At 62.7% G+C, this 17380-nt stretch carries 18 protein-coding genes and 1 pseudogene; 10 read left to right on the forward strand and 9 right to left on the reverse strand.

The window, feature by feature from the left end:
* The 4 genes and pseudogenes from NKH12_RS06475 to NKH12_RS06490 all read left to right on the forward strand — a co-directional run.
* Positions 1-320 (forward strand): annotated as a pseudogene (locus NKH12_RS06475) (hypothetical protein); the annotation flags it as partial.
* 11 nt (positions 321-331) lie between these two features.
* Positions 332-1261 carry a dihydrodipicolinate synthase family protein gene (locus tag NKH12_RS06480; protein ID WP_352952376.1) on the forward strand — a complete coding sequence of 310 codons (930 nt, stop codon included), beginning with the start codon at positions 332-334 and terminating at the stop codon, positions 1259-1261.
* A gap of 23 nt (positions 1262-1284) precedes the next feature.
* A complete protein-coding gene (locus NKH12_RS06485; RefSeq protein ID WP_352952377.1) occupies positions 1285-1926 on the forward strand; it encodes a LysE family translocator in 642 nt (213 codons plus the stop codon).
* 68 nt (positions 1927-1994) lie between these two features.
* Entirely contained in the window at positions 1995-2636 is a 642-nt protein-coding gene (locus NKH12_RS06490) for a ThuA domain-containing protein (RefSeq protein WP_352952378.1), read from the forward strand.
* Between the two features lie 252 nt (positions 2637-2888).
* Here the strand turns inward: NKH12_RS06490 and NKH12_RS06495 are convergent, their stop codons facing one another.
* The 3 genes from NKH12_RS06495 to NKH12_RS06505 form a co-directional block, all read right to left on the reverse strand.
* Complete coding sequence (locus NKH12_RS06495) at positions 2889-3554, reverse strand: DUF6064 family protein (RefSeq protein WP_352952379.1); 666 nt, start codon at positions 3552-3554, stop codon at positions 2889-2891.
* Positions 3555-4472, reverse strand: a complete 918-nt coding sequence (locus NKH12_RS06500) for an aldo/keto reductase (RefSeq protein ID WP_352952380.1) — start codon at positions 4470-4472, stop codon at positions 3555-3557.
* A 93-nt stretch (positions 4473-4565) separates the two neighbouring features.
* A complete protein-coding gene (locus NKH12_RS06505; RefSeq protein WP_352952381.1) occupies positions 4566-5066 on the reverse strand; it encodes a hypothetical protein in 501 nt (166 codons plus the stop codon).
* Positions 5067-5248: 182 nt separating this feature from the next.
* On the opposite strand from NKH12_RS06505, the gene NKH12_RS06510 reads away from it, so the two are divergent.
* Positions 5249-5548, forward strand: coding sequence for an ABC transporter substrate-binding protein (locus tag NKH12_RS06510; protein ID WP_352952382.1), 300 nt, complete (start codon positions 5249-5251; stop codon positions 5546-5548).
* A gap of 1174 nt (positions 5549-6722) precedes the next feature.
* Positions 6723-8195 (forward strand): coiled-coil domain-containing protein, encoded by a 1473-nt coding sequence (locus NKH12_RS06515; RefSeq protein WP_352952383.1) that lies wholly within the window; start codon positions 6723-6725, stop codon positions 8193-8195.
* Positions 8196-8332: 137 nt separating this feature from the next.
* On the opposite strand, the gene NKH12_RS06520 is transcribed toward NKH12_RS06515, so the two are convergent.
* On the reverse strand, positions 8333-8599 hold the full coding sequence (locus tag NKH12_RS06520) for a hypothetical protein (protein ID WP_352952384.1): 267 nt from the start codon (positions 8597-8599) through the stop codon (positions 8333-8335).
* A 963-nt stretch (positions 8600-9562) separates the two neighbouring features.
* Here NKH12_RS06520 and NKH12_RS06525 point away from each other — a divergent pair.
* A complete protein-coding gene (locus tag NKH12_RS06525; RefSeq protein ID WP_352952385.1) occupies positions 9563-10369 on the forward strand; it encodes a GntR family transcriptional regulator in 807 nt (268 codons plus the stop codon).
* A gap of 129 nt (positions 10370-10498) precedes the next feature.
* Here NKH12_RS06525 and NKH12_RS06530 read toward each other — a convergent pair whose 3' ends face one another.
* Entirely contained in the window at positions 10499-10684 is a 186-nt protein-coding gene (locus NKH12_RS06530) for a hypothetical protein (protein WP_352952386.1), read from the reverse strand.
* A 301-nt stretch (positions 10685-10985) separates the two neighbouring features.
* Between NKH12_RS06530 and NKH12_RS06535 the strand changes: the two genes are divergently transcribed.
* Positions 10986-11420: a hypothetical protein gene (locus tag NKH12_RS06535; RefSeq protein WP_082982175.1), complete on the forward strand. Its 435-nt coding sequence runs from the start codon at positions 10986-10988 to the stop codon at positions 11418-11420.
* Between the two features lie 185 nt (positions 11421-11605).
* Here the strand turns inward: NKH12_RS06535 and NKH12_RS06540 are convergent, their stop codons facing one another.
* Both NKH12_RS06540 and NKH12_RS06545 read right to left on the reverse strand, forming a co-directional pair.
* Entirely contained in the window at positions 11606-13312 is a 1707-nt protein-coding gene (locus NKH12_RS06540; protein ID WP_352952387.1) for an HAD family hydrolase, read from the reverse strand.
* A 203-nt stretch (positions 13313-13515) separates the two neighbouring features.
* A complete protein-coding gene (locus tag NKH12_RS06545; protein ID WP_352952388.1) occupies positions 13516-13800 on the reverse strand; it encodes an acylphosphatase in 285 nt (94 codons plus the stop codon).
* A gap of 146 nt (positions 13801-13946) precedes the next feature.
* Between NKH12_RS06545 and NKH12_RS06550 the strand changes: the two genes are divergently transcribed.
* Both NKH12_RS06550 and NKH12_RS06555 read left to right on the forward strand, forming a co-directional pair.
* A complete protein-coding gene (locus NKH12_RS06550; protein WP_352952389.1) occupies positions 13947-14759 on the forward strand; it encodes a nucleotidyltransferase family protein in 813 nt (270 codons plus the stop codon).
* The gene (locus NKH12_RS06555) at positions 14752-15504 is read left to right on the forward strand and encodes a metallophosphoesterase family protein (RefSeq protein ID WP_352952390.1); all 753 of its coding nucleotides are present in this window, start codon (positions 14752-14754) and stop codon (positions 15502-15504) included. Before NKH12_RS06550 ends, NKH12_RS06555 begins: the two co-directional genes overlap by 8 nt.
* Before the next feature lie 16 nt (positions 15505-15520).
* Here the strand turns inward: NKH12_RS06555 and NKH12_RS06560 are convergent, their stop codons facing one another.
* Together NKH12_RS06560 and NKH12_RS06565 are read right to left on the reverse strand one after the other, a co-directional pair.
* Complete coding sequence (locus NKH12_RS06560) at positions 15521-16711, reverse strand: NADH-quinone oxidoreductase subunit D (RefSeq protein ID WP_352952391.1); 1191 nt, start codon at positions 16709-16711, stop codon at positions 15521-15523.
* Between the two features lie 73 nt (positions 16712-16784).
* Positions 16785-17225, reverse strand: coding sequence for a hypothetical protein (locus NKH12_RS06565; RefSeq protein ID WP_352952392.1), 441 nt, complete (start codon positions 17223-17225; stop codon positions 16785-16787).
* Between the last annotated feature and the right edge of the window lie 155 nt (positions 17226-17380).

Here is a 17380-nt window from a genome sequence, read left to right on the forward strand (position 1 = left end):
AAACGACCGCACCAACAGGCCGGACATATGGACGCAAGCGATCGAAACTGCCTGACGCCAACCATTGCAGACAGGGCGCCGTCCACATATGGATCGCACTGATGACGCTGGGGCTCGGCTCTGGGTCGTCGCCGTATACGGTACTCGTGATCCTCGCAGGCTGCGCGGTCCTGAGCGTCACCATCTTCTGCGGCTACGCGATCGTCTTTTCGACCGCTCCCATGATCCGCCTGTATCGGCGGGCGCGGCACTGGATCGAAGGCACGCTGGCCGTATTCTTCGGATTTGCCGGGCTGAAGCTTCTCCTGACCCGCATATGAAAGGTTCTTTCATGTCACTCTTCCAAGGCCTTTCGGCATTCCCGATCACCCCGGCGGACGCTTCCGGCAGGCTCGACACCGCCGCTCTCGCGCGCCTTCTGAAGCACATCGAGGAGGCGAGAGCGGACTCCATCGGACTGCTCGGCAGTACCGGCGCCTACGCTTTCCTCACGCGAGAAGAGCGTCGACGCGCGGTCGAAACGGCGATGGACACGGTCGGCGGCAAAATCCCGGTTATGGTCGGCGTCGGAGCGATCCGGACCAGCGATGCGGTGGACCTTGCCCGTGACGCGAAGGCTGCGGGCGCCGACGGCCTGCTGGTCGCTCCGGTTTCCTATACACCGCTCTTTGACGACGAGGTCTTCGAACACTTCGCCGCAGTCGCCGACGCGGGACAGCTCCCGCTTTGCATCTACAACAATCCCGGCACAACCAAGTTCACCTTCGGCCTGGACCTCATTTCCCGCTTGTCGAAGGTGGCGAACATCGAAGCCGTGAAGATGCCTTTGCCGTCCGGTGGTGACTTCGCGTCCGAACTCGCCTCCCTCCGGTCTGCGACCGGGTCGGCATTCAAGATCGGCTACAGCGGCGACTGGGGCGGCGCGCCTGCGCTGCTCGCCGGGAGCGACGCCTGGTATTCCGTCGTCGCAGGACTTCTGCCGTCACAGGCTCTGGCCCTGACGCGAGCGGCGCAAGCCGGCGACGCTGCGACCGTTGAGCGACTTGACGCGGCATTCGGACCGCTTTGGGCGCTGTTCAAGGAATTCGGCAGTTTTAGGGTGATGTATGTCGTCGCCAGGCTTCTGAACCTCTGCGACGTCGATCCGCCACGCCCCGTCCTCCCATTGAAGGACCAGGCACGGCAGCGCGTCGCCGCCGCTCTCGACCATCTCGATGCGGTTTTCTCCGCTGGTTCCAAAGTTTGTATTGAACTTCGGTAGACAGTCTTCCTCAGGACATTTCCATGCTGAATTCCAACGCCTTCACCGTCTACCTGTTCACGGCATTCCTTCTGGCGATTACTTCGGGTCCGGGGATTTTCTATGTCGCCGCCCGAACCCTTTCCGGCGGCCGCTCGGAAGGAATCGCTTCGAGCCTTGGCAATGGTCTCGGCGGACTGTTCCATGTCGTAGCCGGCAGCCTTGGCGTCTCGGCGATCGTGCTGGCAAGCGCCGAGTTGTTCACGGCACTCAAGGTGGTCGGCGCGCTCTATCTGGTCTGGATGGGATACCGAACCATTCGCCATGCCAGGCCCGACTACAAGTCGCTGGGTCATTCAGAGCCGCCCGTCGGCGCGACGCGGGCCTTCAGGGATGGCGTTCTTGTGGAAACGATGAACCCGAAGACGGCCGCATTCTTCCTCGCCTTCATTCCTCAGTTTGTCGATACGTCGTCGGATCACGTTGCCCTGCAGTTCGTGATCCTCGGCGCCATCTCGGTTGCTCTTAACACGCTCGCCGATATTGTCGTGGCGTTTGCAGCCGGAAGACTTCGCGATGGCGCGGCGTCCCGTCCGAATCTCATTCGCCGGCTTCGTGAAGGCTCGGGCGGCGCTATGATCATGCTTGGATGTGGGCTGCTGCTGGCAAAGCGCCCGGTTGCTTGACCGGTTCGGCCGGCCGCACTGCCGCCGAAGGCTCGTTTCGGCGATACAACCAACTGACGGAGAAGAACATGCGGCAAGCGTTGATCGTATGGGGCGGCTGGGATGGACACGAGCCGGAAGAAGGTGCGCGCGTCGTCAAGGCGATGCTCGAAGAAGAAGGGTTTGGCGTGCGCGTCGAAACCACGAGCGAGATGTTCGCCGATCCCGCGATCGCCGATCTGAGCCTAATCGTCCCGATCCACACGATGGCCAAGCTTGCGAAGAACGAGGAGCTCAACCTGACAAAGGCAGTCGAGGGCGGTGTCGGCCTTGGCGGCTATCACGGCGGCATGTGCGATGCCTTTCGTGAAGCCACGGAATACCAGTTCATGTGCGGCGGCCAGTGGGTGGCTCACCCGGGCAACATCATCGACTGCCGGGTCGACATCGCCAGGCGCGACGATCCCATCATGAACGGCATCGATGATTTCTCGTACCGCTCCGAGCAGTACTACATGCATGTGGATCCATCGAACGAGGTGCTGGCGAGCACCACCTTCTCCGGCGAGCACGCGTCCTGGATAGAAGGCGTGGTCATGCCGGTCGTCTGGAAGCGCCGGCACGGCAAGGGAAGGGTGTTCTATTCGGCACTCGGACATGCCGCCAAGGAGTTCACGGGGCCGCAGATGCGAACGATATTTCGCCGCGGGCTGGTGTGGGCGGCGCGCTGAGAGCGCGACAGTCGGCCCTGCTGGAACTGGTCGCCACGCCAGGAATCCTGCCACGCTGTCAGACACGGATTTGAAGCCCTGTGAAGGATGGCGCCGAACCTAAAACAAAAAACCCGCCTCGGCGGCGGGTCGTTGGCGCGAATAGGCACCGTAAATAATTCCATAGCACAGCTGCCGGCACAAAGCAAGAACAAACGTGCTGCCGACAATCGCTCACGTTTCTTGCCGGAGCAAATGCCGAAGCGCCGGGCATCACCGAGCAAAGCGGCGCAGGGTCAAGGCAGCGACAGTGGTGCCCGCTGCCAGAAGCGGCAGCCAGGCTTGCGGATCGCCCATGGCATGGAGCGTCAGGCCGCTGAGCAGCAGCCACAGTAGCGGGATCGCAAACAGCAGCGGCACAAGCCCGCCGCTCGCTGCAAGCAGGACCCCGAGCGTCGTGATCGCAGTCGGGTCCGGCGCGATGCCGAAGACCTCGGCGCTTGTCCATGGCCGCCCGAAGAGCGGCGGCAGGAGGGGGTAAACGACGAGGCCAACGACCTCGATCAGCAACCCGAGCCGCCCTGCTATATCCCGCCGGTCGAAGGCGAGGCCGCCGCGCGCGGCACCGCCGATCGCCAGCAGCAGCGCCTGCAGGCCGAAGGCCGGCGCGACATAGGCGATCGCCCAGTTGATTACGGCATAGCGGCTCCACAGGAACGACCAGCCGACGAGGGCAAAGAGCGCGGCGAGGACGAGCGCAATCCAGAGACCATGGCGACGCGGCGGCCGCAGCACTAGCGGAACGATGGCGAGGCCGGCGGCGAGCGTCAGGAGATGCAGCGGCCAGAACGCGGCATTGGCCAACTCGAACATGCGCCAGTAGACGCGCGGCGAGAAGAGCAGGAAATCTTCCAGGCGGTAGGTCCACCATTCCGACATTCAGAGGTCCCGGACGAAGGCCACCATCTGATCGCGCATGGCCGCGTCGGGGAGGGGACCGGTCGCCGCCATCAGGTTCTCACGCACGTGGTCGACGCGGGTGGTGGCGGGGATGGCGACAGTGACGGAGGGATGCGAAATGATGAATTTCAGTATGAACTGCGCCCAAGTCCCGGCACCGATCTCGCCCGCCCAGTCCGGTAGCGTCTCGCCTTGGAGCTGGCGCGTCAGCGCGCCTTGGCGAAACGGCCGGTTGACGATGACGGCCATGCCGCGCTCGGCCGCCAGCGGCAGGAGCCGTTCCTCCGCTTCGCGGTCGACGACGTTATAGGTGAGCTGCACGAAGTCGAGCGGATGCGCGCGCATGATTTGCTCGAACAGGTCGTGCCGCCGTCCTTCGGACGTCGTGATGCCGACATAGCGGATCCGCCCGTCCGCCTTCATGGCGAACAGGGTTTCGAGATGCGTCTCCCAGGCGACGAGGTTGTGGACCTGAACGAGGTCGAAGCGCGGCACACCCCAGAAGCGGCGCGACTGCTCGATCTGCGCGGGTCCGTCGGCGCCGGCGGAAGTCCAGACCTTCTCGGCGGAAAACAGTGCTTCAGGCCGGCCGAGCTTCTCGAGGCCATAGCCGATCACGGGCTGCGAAGAGCCGTACATGGGCGAGGAATCGATCATGCGGCCGCCTGCCGCGAAGAAGGCCGCCATCACCTCGGCGCACTCGTCGCGCAGCACCGGATCGTCGCCGACATTGAAGGTGATCCAAGTGCCCAGGCCCACTGCGGGAAGCATCTCTCCCGAGGAGGGCACGGCCCGCATCACCGGCGCAGGCGGCGCGCCGGGCGCGGTTCCCGGCAAAACGAGAGCCGCTCCGGAAGCGGCCGCAGCCTTCACGAATGTCCTGCGGGTAATGATCATCGTCTGCCGTCCCTGTACTCCCGACTCCCTGTACTCCCGACTGTTCCGAACAGAACGAATGGTGCAGGGTCTGGGTTGCGCCAGCCAGCCCGACTACCTGGCGATGGCTCCTGTCCTGACTTGATGGCGCTGGCGGGCATATGCCACGCAGCCGTCAACCGTGCTGACGCAAAGCGCGTCGCGGTGGTTCGGCGTGTTGTTGTCGCCGGCGTAGGCAACCTCGGCGACACGGCCATCAACCATCCGGATTTGCGTGTTGCAATAGCCGCCAGGATCGACATTGAGCGATCCTCCAACCGTCGGGACCGCACCCACGGCCAAAGTTGGAATCACGACGTTGAGATTGCCGCGTCGAACGGTACGCTGATAGGTCCAGATCTGGCTTCCGCCCGCATCGGCGGTGGCAGTCGGAAAGCCGGCGCACATTCGAACGTCCGCCTCGCTGAGACCGACCATCTCTTTGCGGGCTGCCGCCGTTGTGGCGTCTTCCTTTGGGAGGTTCGACGTGTCTGGGGCGACGCAGGACGACACGATCGAATTGCCGGCCAAGAGAACAACAACAAGGACAAGCGTTCGGATGCGGGAAGATATCATACCGACTGTGGTGATTTGCTCTGAGCCCCGAGATCCTAGTTAGGCAAGCAGACAATCGAGTCAACCTGCACAACTTCACGATGTCCGTTTGCCGTGCCGCTCGGCCGACCTTGAGCGGACGGCGCCGATGCGATCGTCGCCGCGATCGAAGCCAGGATGGGCCACGCGCACGCGCCGCTATCGTGCGCGACATAAACGAGGCGAGCCGTGAGGCCTATGTCGCCGAACTGCGCTTCATGGTCATTCCCGACACGGCGGCGGCGGAGACCGCGCTGTTTGCCGGGGAGCTTGACGTCCTTCCCGATCTTGAATCATCGCGTGTCGAGGAAGCCAAGTCGCGGCGCATGACGGTGCCGTCGACACATGGCCTGTCGTGGACGGCGATCCTGCTGCAGACCAAGGATCCGCTGCTGTCGAACGCCAAGATGCGCGAGGCGCTGGCGCATGGCCGTAAACCCGCTCAGGGCGGGAAGGAGACCTAAATTCACCAGCTCTCCGACGGCGCGTTTGCGCCAGGAGCGGTCGTTCGACAGCGATCCGAGCAGCAATGGCCGTTGTGCATGGCCGAAGTGCTACTGACGTTTAGTATGAGGTGACGGTTGACCGTGGAGGTCTGTGACCTAGCTTAAAGCCGAACCATCCAGAGCCGGAAATGGCGGAATGGTACGCACCGTGGGAGAACTTTCGGGACGTTGAAATGCAGAGGTGCAAGTCGGGTTTCAGAGCCTGTGCGCCCTTGGCGGCCGATAATCGGCGGCCACGGCATCTTCAAGTTTCGATTCAAACAAAAGTCATCTGCGCCGGCATGTCTATCAGCGCGCGACCGGCGCTCCGCCATGCAACAACAATTCGAGCACTGGAGGGACCTCGAAGCAAGTGTCGGAGGGACATTGCTCGAGGCAAGTGACAGCTTCGAAAGCGATCAAAGGCCTTAGCCAGCACCAAGACGAGGGGCCAAACACCGCTTCACGAACTTGAAAATACACCCATGACCGCACAGGCACGGCAATGCCAACTCATCTTGCCGAAATTTACGCAAACAACGCAGATCTCGCCATCCTGGGCGGGATAGCAACATTTGCCTCGGTGGGCGTCTATCTTGTGCTCCGGCGTATCCTTATCGCGGTGCGTCGCCTCAAATCAGATGTGAGCGAAGGCGGATCAGACCTCCCCGAGGAGGAGGTTTCTTGGGATTGGGAAAGCCCGGTCGACCTTGCAACCGAGCCTGCTTCTTCTTCTCAGGTTGCCGTGCCCTCAGACACGGTAGACCTGGATGATCGGCCTCAGGATGCCAATTACCTTCGGTTCGGGGTGCGAATCGAGTATTTCGACGTGATCTCCGAAGCTTGCGAGAGCTCGTCTGCGGCCCAGACCAACGCTTTCGCTTCCGCGACGAACATAGCGCAATCCGGCCGGCTTGCGACATCGATCAGAGAAATCGCTGGCTATGTTCATAGGCAGCTGGCGGCTAATCTTGCCGCCCTAAGTAGTCCAGTATTGAGGGCTCTGAGCCGTAGGCCGACACAACTCGCCCTCGCGGAGGATCCTGACCCCACCACAGCGACGGCCTTACCTCCTCGCGTTCGCAGGCCGATCGGTCTTGTGCCCCGCTTTGGCGTTGCCGCAATCTGTCTGGCCGTGCCGCTTAGCTATACGATGACGAGACAAAACTGGGTCGAAAGCGCCCCCGCCAATTCGCGGGTCCAGGGCAACGCCAATCCGGACCTTTCGCGACCCATCGAGCTTCCGGCGAGTGCCGCATTAGATGTGCGTGGGCCAGCCCAGGGAGACGAGCGCACGAGTGTCGAATTGCTCAGCCCGGATATCACGGCTGCCCGGGCGCAAGTCGGAGCAGCTGCTGCACAGGCAGCCGCAGCGAGGGAATTGGCTGGCCAGGAGCAACAGGCGGCGGAAAGCGAGCGCGCCAGGAGCGCCGCTCTGCAGCGAGCGCTGCTCAAGTCGCGCAAGGAGATCGACGCGCTGAGGACAAGCATGGCAGCCGCCGACAACGTACGCCGGGAGCGATTGCGCAACGAGCTCGCGGCAGCCCGCACAGTTGACGCATTGCGGCGCATTGCGGGAGATACCCGCACGATGCTGCGCGAGGCCACCAACTATGTCTTTACGGAGATGCCCGCTGCTCATCTGGAGCGTCAGCGAGCCGGATGGGTAGCGCGCGATCTATCGCGAGCGCGGGCGAAAATTGAACAGCTTGAGGCAAAGGCCGCCGAGGATCGCGCCAAGGCCAAGGCTTCGCTGGCGCAAGCGAGCGGAATGCTCGACGACGAGCGCCGGAAGTCAGAGAACCTTCTTGGCGACCTCGCCGAAGTGCAACTGTCCAATGCCGCGCTCATGGAGCGCGCGGACGCGGCTGAGCAGGAACGGACCGGTGCAGTCACAGCGAGAGAACGAGTGGAGCAGACCGCAGCCGAGACGGAGGGCGCGCTGGCGCGAGAACGCGCTGCAGCAGCCTCGATTCGTGAAGAGCTAAAAAAAGCTCGCCTCGAGCGCGACGCGGCTGAACAGGAACGAGCCGAAGCGGTGTCAGCGAGAGAGCGTGCCGAGCAGACTGCAACCGAGACGGCGCAAGCGCTGGCACGAGAGCGCGCTGCAGCAGCGTCGACGCGTGACGAGCTGGAAAAAGCTCGCCTCGAGGGCGTCGCGGCGGAACAGGCACGAGCCAGAGCAGTCTCAGCGAGAGAGCGTGCCGAGCAGACTGCAACCGAGACGGCGCAAGCGCTGGCACGAGAACGCGCTGCAGCAGTCTCGACGCGTGAGGATCTCGATAAGGTTCGCCTCGAACGCGCCGCCGCCCGAGCACTTTTGGTACGGCTCGCCAAGCTGAAGGAGGCTCTGGACAAGCAACGTGAAGCCACTGTTTCTCTTGCCCGCGACCTGGCCGCGGCGCGCGCGGACAATGACAGGCTCAGGGCTGAGCATCGCAGCGCGCAGATTGAGCGGCCGCTGAAGCCGCGCGCTGGCCGCGCAGCAGCCGCTGCCGGCGGGTTGAAGAAGGCTGTCAGCCAGAAGACTGCACGCAGCAAGGTTCGCAACCCGTCGCGGATTGCCCGGGTGCGTTCTCTCACACTTCCCTATTCCCTCAGGCCAAGACACGTGACATTGGAGTGATTTCCAAAACGAATGTGCGTCCTATCGAAGGCCCAGGGCTTTTGGGAGGCGTTGCCTCGCACCCTCTCACGACGCCGCGGATGAATCACCCTTCGAATTCATCCTGCTCTCGTCGGTGAGGAGTTCTGCGCGATACGCTATGTCAGCCCGATCACCCTGCCTGTCGCGTTCAATTCGCATTTGATCGGCGCCTGCCGCGTCTCCACGTTGCCTTGCCGTCCATAGTCGATGCTGACCTCAATTGGAGCTGAGATCGTATCCGGGCTCAACCGACGTATGGAACCTGCGCTGCTGACGCGCACACTGGTCGCGCCAAACGGGGCGGCGGCCGACTCGATTGCATCATGGCAGGCGCGAACGACTTCATCCGGGACGCCCGGCAGCGCCTTGATTGGACTGACCATTGGTAGACTGTTGCCGACGCTGGGAGGCTGGAGGGTGGCCGGGAGGTCGAGCGACCGTCCAGCCCCTGCGGACCGGGCGACACTGACGGCAGTGGCGGCCGTAGTTGCCGTCATTGCCGCCGTTGCAGTGGTGCTGGTCCCATCGTCGTCCACGGGTGAACTACTGCTGGAGCCGCTGGGAACGCCGCCAGGTCCTTTCTGCGCGCCGCCTTTGCGGCCTTCACCGTGATGGCTGCCAGCGCTATTGCCTCCGCCATGGCTGCCAGCGCTATTGCCTCCGCCACCGTGGCCGCCACCGCTATTGCCTCCGCCGCGCTCGCCGCCGGCGGCAGCCCCTGCGCAAGCTACCGCAATCGAGCAAACGAAAACGAAATATGCCCAGCTGGATTCAGGGGATTGACGCACGATCAACTCCATAAAGTGTGTCGGTCGAACCGTCTTTCCGCGGCATGCGGTCAGGACGGCGCAACCGCCGCCGCCCTCAGGCAAACTCGCGACTAAGGCGCCCACGGGAGGTAACTAGGGGATGAATCCGGTGTATCAAGGACGTGGGTACTGGGTAGTGGCCTCGCACGGGACGCGAATTGACCGGACGGGCATGGTCAGGACCGGCCTCATGGATTGCCTCTCGATGACCATTCACCATCAACAAGCCAAGTGCCATCGAACTCGGTAGTCCCGGCAGTCACGTCGCACGATGCGATCACCGTCGTACGCGTGGCTCGCGCGCACGCAAGAACGGCGGCAAGCAAATCCCGATCCTTGCAAACATCGACATCGTCGATCAGAAGCACGGCTGCCGCCCGGACCAGCGCTCGCGCTGCCCGGATCCGGGCAGCCAGCATGGGACTGACGCTGTGAGGCGCGGATGAAGGGGAGCGGATTCCGATCCCGCGATAGTCGCGGTCCGATTCGAGATAGTTCGCGGTGATGCCGGGCTGGACGGTCGGAACCCGCGTCTAGGTGCCGGACCTTGCCCGCACGTTCGGCGTTTCGCGTTCCCCCGTCAGCGCGGCGCTGGAACTGCTGGTCGCCCAGGGCATTCTCAGTCCCTTCGAGACGAGGGGGCTGCAATTGGCGCGCGATGTCGCCGACCTCGACCCGGAGGATATCCTGCCCAGTTCTCCGCTCGAGGAGCTTTACCGCAGGATGATGCGGGAGCGCGCGCTTGGCCAACTGCCCCAGGAGGTGTCCGAGGCGGAATTGATGCCGCGCTATCAGGTGTCGCGCGGCGTCCTGCGCAAGCTTTTGCTCCGCTTTGCCGCCGAAGGGCTGGTGCAGCGCCTGCCGGGGCATGGCTGGCGGTTCGCCGACACACTTGTCGGCGAGGACGCGTACCGGGAAAGCTATGAATTCCGGATGGCCGTCGAATGCGCGGCGCTGCGGTCGCCCATGTTCAATGCGGATCCCCAGCAGCTGGCGCCGGTCCGGCGCGCTCACGAGCGCATCCTGGCGATCGTGTCGACGGGCAAGACGCTGATCGGCGGCGATGAATGGTTCCGGATCAACGCGTCATTTCATGAAGGACTTGCGGCCTGTTCCGGCAACCGGTTCCTGGCCGATGCGGTGCGTCAGCAGAACAATCTGCGCCGGTTGCAGGAATCGGCGGGTTTCGAGGAACTGCCAGCGGAACGTATCGAGCAATCCTGCCGGGAACATTTGGCCATCCTCGATGCCGTCGAGGCGGGCGAGATCGAATGGGCCGAGGCGCTGCTGCGCCAGCATCTACGGCAGGCCTCGGAGTTCGCTTCGCCGCAGCGCTCGATCTGATGCCTGCCGCGGCGGCACCGCGCATGCTGGCCACTCGGCCGCGCAATGCCCCGACACCTTCCGGCATCCATAAGGATTGAGCGATCCGGAACGAGCATCTCCCCGATCGCTTCACGCCAATCCGCTCCGTCAAATGTCGGGATTGGATGCTTTAGGACCGATTTTCAGCGGCGCATCATTTTCATCCGGATTGGGGACGGGAGCTTCGTCGGGAAGTCTATCCGGATCCGGCTCACGCACCGGCTTCGGTTCAGGAAACGGCGGTGTCGTGGGCGCCGGAGTGGGCGTTGGTTCGGGAGTGGGAAGAATGGCCATAGCGTGTTTTTCCTTCCGCTCGCTGCACTCTGCCTTAGCGGGTCGCTGACGTCGGCCGGATTTTTTGACCCTACCCGTTCCGACCGGTTTCGCTCTACGAGCCGATGCACGCAGAACGACCACGCGTGCCTATAGTTCCGATGGGAACCTCCGATGATCCCCACATCAGGCACTCGTGGCAGGACGACGCCGTCAGAAAAGTGATCGAATGGTCCGTGCATCAGGGCCTTGTCGGCGTCGTGGAGCGCCATAATTTCCATTTCAGGGTGGGACGAACTCACCTGCTGAATAGGAGGCGGCCGTGAAGCACCAAACACTTGACCAACTGCATACCGTTGCCGACGTTCACGCTGAAGCAACAGACCTCGTAGCGACCCGAAGCCAGCGTCTCGAACGTTGGGCGAAACTGCTGGAGAAAAATCCCGATCGGCGTCTCGAAGCGCTGACGGGCACCGAATACAAGTCCCCTGAGATACGCGAAAAAATGCGTTACAACGACTCGCCTCTCACGGTTGCCTTCGAGGATCCGATCTTTCGTGCGCAAGGCTTGAGAGACGACACCTACGGTGAAGCCAGGCGCTTCTTCGAACTGACCGACTGGCAGTTGCACGAAATCGTCTGCCATTGCCATGTCGGCGCCACGATACGAGCGCGATGGGCTGCCTCTCGCGTCCGTGCGGCAATGTCCGAGAGGTTCGGTTTCTTCGCCTGGCTGCGAGGAACATTCATGCATTGACGCTAGGGGCATCCACGTTGCCGGCATTCACGCTAGGGGCCGGCATGTTCGGGTGATGGAGGTGGCGAAGCGATTTCCACGCCTCGCATCAGCGGTCGTTGATGTGCGGATATGCCGTTCTGCGGCGATCCGCCATCGGCGAAGGTCGATACAATGGGCCTCGGTACCACAGGCATGAGCTGATTTCAGTCGGCGGGCGCCGTGTAGCGGCGATGGACCGCTTCCGCGATGGCGGCACGGCTTTTATGCGGATCGAGACTATCGTCATCCTCGATGACCGCGGCTTCCTCCGCAAGTCCCTGGTCCTTGACCTGGTCGCGGAACCAGGCCGAATAGTCACCCGCGCGCAAGTGATGCTCCCAGGTGAGGTCGTCGATTCCCTCGGCGATATGGAGGAACATCATGAGATTTTGCGCTTTCAGGTTGAGCTTGCCGTCCGCGCCGCGGAAATAGAAACTGTTGTCGCCAAGATCGCCCTCGGCATACTTCCGAATATGGCGCTTGCGTTCCTGCCGGGGGCGCTCGATCGAGATCGGTCTTGCAGGATCGCCTGTCGACCGGTTCCAATACAAGACCTTGTTTTCCGGTGGCGGCACGACGCCCTGCGGCACGTCCTCGCCAATTGCGGCACAGAAGCTTTCGACGACCTTGTCGGCTTCCGGGCCAAGAGCCAGCACTGTGTCGACACCTGCCAGCACGTCCCGCGAAACCAGATCGGGATGAACTGTGACCAGAATGGTCGCCGAAAAGTTTTTTGGAAGCGCAAAGGATGTGCCATCGCGCGCATGCGGCAACAGGTGGTGTGCCTCGTCGATGATCAGCCAGTGCGGACGTCCGGTGCGGGCGCGAAGCGCGGCAAGCTCCGGCAGCAGTTTGGCGAAGGCGTTTGGCCGCTCAGCGGTCTTGATCCCGAGCATGTTGACGGCGACATTATTGGACGGCTTGGACAAAAGGTCGAAGATTTCGCGCGAACTCGGCGGGCTTTTGGCATCGCCAACCACCAGCACGTCCTCCAGTTCCTCGTAGTCGCCCTCCGGGTCGAGCACGCAAAACTGGAAGCCTTGCTCGACGAAGCGTTCGGTCAGGGCGGTGGCGAGGGTGGATTTCCCGATCCCCGACGTGCCGGCCAGCAGCACGCCGCCGCCGCGCGGTGAAAGGTGCATCACCGTGCCCGATCCGTCGTCCGCGCCAATCTCAATGCGTTGCCGCGCCGTGTCCAGCAAGGCGGCGTCATGCGAGATGAGGCCCTCGATCAACTCCCTCACGCCCGCGCCGCGGGCACCATTCGTCACGTGGCCCGCCGTCTCCCTTACCTTCGGCAGTGCGTTGGCGACTGCAACTCCGAAGCCGACGGCGCGCAGAAAGGCATGGTCGTTCTCCGCATCGCCGATGCCGACGACATTGTGGGCGGACAATCCCAGATCCTCGAGGGCAGCCGCAAGACCGGTCGCCTTGTTGACCCCGCTCGGCAGCACCATGACGGCACCCTTGTTGAAGATGATCTCCAGCTCCAGGCCAAGGTCCTTGATCACTTCCAGCACAATGGTCTCGTTAGGCTCCCTGGTGGCGACGACGGAACGTCCCATCGACAGGGGCGCGATCTTGCGCATCATCAGCCTGTCGACGAATTCCGCCGGAGGCGCAGGCGCCAGGATGCGCTCCTCCTTCGAAGCCGGCGTGTAGACGAGCGCGCCATTTTCGGCGACGACTTTGTCGAAAATGCCAAGCTCCGGGAAAACGCTTTCGAGATCGGCAAGCTCGCGACCGGTGACCATTATCAACTTGCGGCCGGTTTCCTTCAGCCGCCCGAGCGCGGCACGGGTCGCATCGGAAACGATCCCGTTTTCCGCAAGTGTGCCGTCGTAGTCAGTGGCTAGTGCAAGAGCATACATCGAACTGTCCGTCGGTAGTCCGAAGCTGACCCGAGAAGCTTTCTCGCCGAACTGAGCGGAAAGCCATCTGCTCCGGTGACTTTGTCTTGGCTGATCGGTTCAAACGGCGCTGGCTGCCGATTGTTCCCGGCGGCGGAAGGCAAGAGTTGCTGAGGCCTGGCTTTTGCTTAAGCATCGGTTTTTCCCAACGCGGTACCCGCTTGCTAGCCGACAATCCTGAATCCGTTCGGCTCCCGGCCGGGATCGACGTCTTGGGATTTCACGCTGGAGACCGACGCCCCGGTCGGCCCTTCCCAGAACCGGTTCATCATCGTCGAAACCGCGCCCTCGGCTCCGACGATCAGTGCCGTTACGGATCCGTCCTCCTCATTGCGAACCCATCCGGACAGACCGAGCCTCTCGGCCTCCGTCCGTGTCCACACGCGAAACGAGACGCCTTGCACCCTTCCACTCAGCCTGACGCGTACCGCTTTGCGCCCGTCCTCCATGGTTACCTCCGTGCAGCTGGTTTGTTCACACCTTCAACTCGCCGGCTGCGAAAAAGGCTCCGCCTTGTTGGCAACGGAACCATGCGGCGGCGGCTTTGTTTAAAGACGGACAATTGCGGGTTGCTGGGCCTCGGAGCCACGGTTTCATGACCAATGATCCTACACCGGAAGGCGCCATCCCGGCATCCGTTCCGACGATCGACGCAAAAGCGGCACCGACGCTTCGTTACGCCGAGGCCGAGGTCTTCTACATCGAGGCGATCCGCGAACTCAGTGCGACGGACATTCCCTTTCTCGTCGCCGGCACCTACGCGGTGAGCGCCTACACCGGCGTCACGCGCCAGACGAAGGATCTCGACATTTTCTGCAAGGCAGGCGACTACCCCCGCATCCTCGCCCATTTCAAGCAGGCCGGTTACGCGGTCGAGATATTGGATGACCGGTGGCTCGGCAAGGTCTTCAAGGGCACGCATTTCTTTGACGTCATATTCGCATCGGCGAACGGAACCATGCCGGTCAGCGACCAGTGGCTGGAGCACGCAAGGCAAGTCGACTTGCTGGGCAGTCGGGTGCGGATTGTCGGTCCGACGGAGCTTATCTGGTCCAAGTGCTTCATCCAGGACAGAGGCCGCCATGACGGCGCCGACATCGCTCATACCATCCTCAAGGCGCAGGATCAGATCGACTGGCACCGGCTCCTTTCCTATCTCGAGGTACACTGGGAGGTGCTGCTGATGCAGCTTCTGAATTTCCGATGGATCTATCCGAGCGAGCGCGACCATGTTCCCGCCTGGCTGCTCGACGAATTGCTTGACCGTCTCGCCAAGCAAAGGGAGCTGCCTACTCCCCGGATGAAAATCTGCCGCGGACGCCTGCTTTCGCCGACCGACTATGAAATCGACGTCAAGGAATGGGGCTTTGCCGGCGTCGGCGGAACAGGAGAATTTCGTGATGGCTGAGAAGCGCGCAACTGCCACGGCGACGGTTGGGAACGGCGGCACAGTCAAGATTGCGGCTGTCGGCGACCTGCACGTGCAGGAAGACGCCCAGGCCTCTTATCGTGACCTCTTCCGCGAAATCTCGCGCGAAGCAGACGTTCTCGTGCTCACTGGCGATCTCACCAATCTCGGCAAACCGCGCGAAGCCGAAATCCTTGCGGAGGATTTACGCACCTGCACGATCCCGGTTGTCGCCGTGCTCGGCAACCACGACTATGAATCCGGCGCGGTCGAGGACGTCGCCAACATCCTTCGACAGGCAGGCGTCCATCTCCTCGACGGCCAATCGACGGAAGTCAAGGAGGTCGGCTTTGTCGGCGTGAAGGGTTTCGTTGGCGGTTTTGGATCACGCATGCTCGGCTCCTTCGGCGAGCCGGCGATCAAGGCGATGGTCGCCGAAAGCGTCAGCGAGTCGATGCGGCTCGAAAACGCTATGCGGCAGGTTCGCACCAAACGTACGCTCGTCGTCCTGCACTACGCTCCGGTGGTCGAGACAGTCGCTGGCGAGCCATTGGAGATTTTTCCGTTCCTGGGCTCGTCGCGCCTGGCGGAGACGATCGATCGGTTCAAGGTCAGCGCCGTGGTGCATGGCCACGCGCATCGCGGTGCCTATGAAGGTCGCACGCCCGGCGGCGCCCCGGTGTATAACGTCGCCATGCACGTGGCGAAGCCGACCGGCCGTCCTTACGCCTTGCTCGAAATCTGAAACACCCTGTGCATGGTCAGCGATCGATCTCGCCGAACACGATGTCGAGTGACCCGATGATCGCAGCGACATCGGCGATCATGTGCCCCCGCGACAGAAAATCCATCGCCTGCAAATGGGCAAAGGACGGCGCCCGGATCTTGCATCGATACGGAGTATTGCTGCCATTCGAAACCAGATAGACGCCGAACTCGCCCTTCGGCGCCTCCACCGCGGCGTAGACCTCTCCTTCGGGCACGCGAATACCCTCCGTGTAGAGTTTGAAATGGTGGATCGTCGCTTCCATTGAGCGTTTCATCGTCGCCCGCGGCGGCGGCGTGATCTTCTGGTTCGGGATCGCGACCGGCCCGCGGCCTTCGGGCGATCTCAATTTCTCCACGCATTGCTTCATGATCCGCACCGATTGGCGCATTTCCTCCATGCGGACGAGATAGCGGTCATAGCAGTCGCCGTTCTTGCCGATCGGAATGTCGAAATCCATCTCTGGGTAGCACTCGTATGGCTGCGCCTTGCGCAAGTCCCATGGTGCGCCCGACCCGCGCACCATCACGCCGGAGAAGCCCCAGGCCCAGGCGTCGTCCTGCCCGATCACACCGACATCGACATTGCGCTGCTTGAAGATGCGGTTGCCGGTGAGCAATTCGTCGAGGTTGTCGCAGACCTTGAGGAAGGGGTCGCAGAATGCCCAGATGTCGTCCAGAAGCTTCGGAGGCAGGTCCTGATGCACGCCGCCGACCCTGAAATAATTCGCATGCATGCGGGCGCCGGAGGCGCGCTCGTAGAAGACCATCAGCTTCTCGCGCTCGGCGAAACCCCAGAGCGGCGGGGTCAGCGCGCCGATGTCCATGGCCTGTGTCGTGACGTTGAGGAGATGCGACAAGAGCCGGCCGATTTCGCAAAAGAGAACACGGATGAGCTGTCCGCGCTTCGGCACCGAGATTTCGAGCAGCCTCTCGGCGGCGAGGCAGAACGCATGCTCCTGGTTCATCGGCGCCACGTAGTCGAGCCGGTCGAAATAGGGCAGCGCCTGCAGATAGTTCTTGCACTCGATGAGTTTTTCCGTGCCGCGGTGGAGCAGGCCGATATGGGGATCGGCGCGCTCGACGATCTCGCCGTCCAGTTCCAGCACTAGCCGCAGGACGCCGTGAGCAGAGGGATGCTGCGGCCCGAAGTTGAGGGTGAAGTTGCGGACTGCGGCTTCGACCATAACGGTGTTCCCGCTGTACTGGGTTCTTACGGCCGAAGCCGCGTGCTTCGGCCCGCCACACCCGGACCGCCGATCAGGTCGTTGTCTGGATGATCAGCGTCAGCGTGCCATTGCCATCGATGTTGGCGGCAACCACTTGCGAGGAATCCAGCCCGCTCGCCGCCAGCGCCGTTGCTGCCTGCGGCGACGCATCGATCGAGCTCTGCAGGGTAAGCAGATCTTCAACGGTGGTCTGGGTGATCACGGCCTCGGCTTGCGTCTTGAGTTCCGGAGGCAAATCCTCGAGGGCGACGATCGCAATGCCAGTAAAGTTCTGGTCGATGAAACCCTGATCCGGTAGCGCTTGATCCGGCAGCGCTTGGTCAGGCGGCGTTTGGTCGGGCAGGGTCGCATCGGGCAGGGCTTCCGGGGCCATGGGTGCGATTTGGGGAAGCTGCGGGTCGGTGGATTGCGCGTGGATCGGCTGCGCCAGGGCCAATCCCGAAAGGGCGGCAATTGTCGTCAACATGCGCATGATCGGTCCTTCCGTTCTCCGGTTGCTCGGGGAGGATCACTTGGTGACCACACAACCATTGTGCCGGATTATGGTTCCCGGTCCGTCACGGATAAGGCCGTCGGGAGGTCCTGCCACATGCGTCGGGCCGACGCTACGCGACGGATAATCGATCG

Source organism: Mesorhizobium sp. M1322 (assembly GCF_040318085.1).
In the GTDB taxonomy this organism is placed as follows: domain Bacteria; phylum Pseudomonadota; class Alphaproteobacteria; order Rhizobiales; family Rhizobiaceae; genus Mesorhizobium.

Excerpts from the sequence above, each read along its gene's own strand:
- NKH12_RS06480 (WP_352952376.1), top strand. The coding sequence starts at position 332 with ATGTCACTCTTCCAAGGCCTTTCGGCATTCCCGATCACCCCGGCGGAC.
- NKH12_RS06485 (WP_352952377.1), top strand. The coding sequence starts at position 1,285 with ATGCTGAATTCCAACGCCTTCACCGTCTACCTGTTCACGGCATTCCTT.
- NKH12_RS06490 (WP_352952378.1), top strand. The coding sequence starts at position 1,995 with ATGCGGCAAGCGTTGATCGTATGGGGCGGCTGGGATGGACACGAGCCG.
- NKH12_RS06495 (WP_352952379.1), bottom strand. The coding sequence starts at position 3,554 with ATGTCGGAATGGTGGACCTACCGCCTGGAAGATTTCCTGCTCTTCTCG.
- NKH12_RS06500 (WP_352952380.1), bottom strand. The coding sequence starts at position 4,472 with ATGATCATTACCCGCAGGACATTCGTGAAGGCTGCGGCCGCTTCCGGA.
- NKH12_RS06505 (WP_352952381.1), bottom strand. The coding sequence starts at position 5,066 with ATGATATCTTCCCGCATCCGAACGCTTGTCCTTGTTGTTGTTCTCTTG.
- NKH12_RS06515 (WP_352952383.1), top strand. The coding sequence starts at position 6,723 with ATGACGAGACAAAACTGGGTCGAAAGCGCCCCCGCCAATTCGCGGGTC.
- NKH12_RS06520 (WP_352952384.1), bottom strand. The coding sequence starts at position 8,599 with ATGGTCAGTCCAATCAAGGCGCTGCCGGGCGTCCCGGATGAAGTCGTT.
- NKH12_RS06530 (WP_352952386.1), bottom strand. The coding sequence starts at position 10,684 with ATGGCCATTCTTCCCACTCCCGAACCAACGCCCACTCCGGCGCCCACG.
- NKH12_RS06540 (WP_352952387.1), bottom strand. The coding sequence starts at position 13,312 with ATGTATGCTCTTGCACTAGCCACTGACTACGACGGCACACTTGCGGAA.
- NKH12_RS06545 (WP_352952388.1), bottom strand. The coding sequence starts at position 13,800 with ATGGAGGACGGGCGCAAAGCGGTACGCGTCAGGCTGAGTGGAAGGGTG.
- NKH12_RS06550 (WP_352952389.1), top strand. The coding sequence starts at position 13,947 with ATGACCAATGATCCTACACCGGAAGGCGCCATCCCGGCATCCGTTCCG.
- NKH12_RS06555 (WP_352952390.1), top strand. The coding sequence starts at position 14,752 with ATGGCTGAGAAGCGCGCAACTGCCACGGCGACGGTTGGGAACGGCGGC.
- NKH12_RS06560 (WP_352952391.1), bottom strand. The coding sequence starts at position 16,711 with ATGGTCGAAGCCGCAGTCCGCAACTTCACCCTCAACTTCGGGCCGCAG.
- NKH12_RS06565 (WP_352952392.1), bottom strand. The coding sequence starts at position 17,225 with ATGCGCATGTTGACGACAATTGCCGCCCTTTCGGGATTGGCCCTGGCG.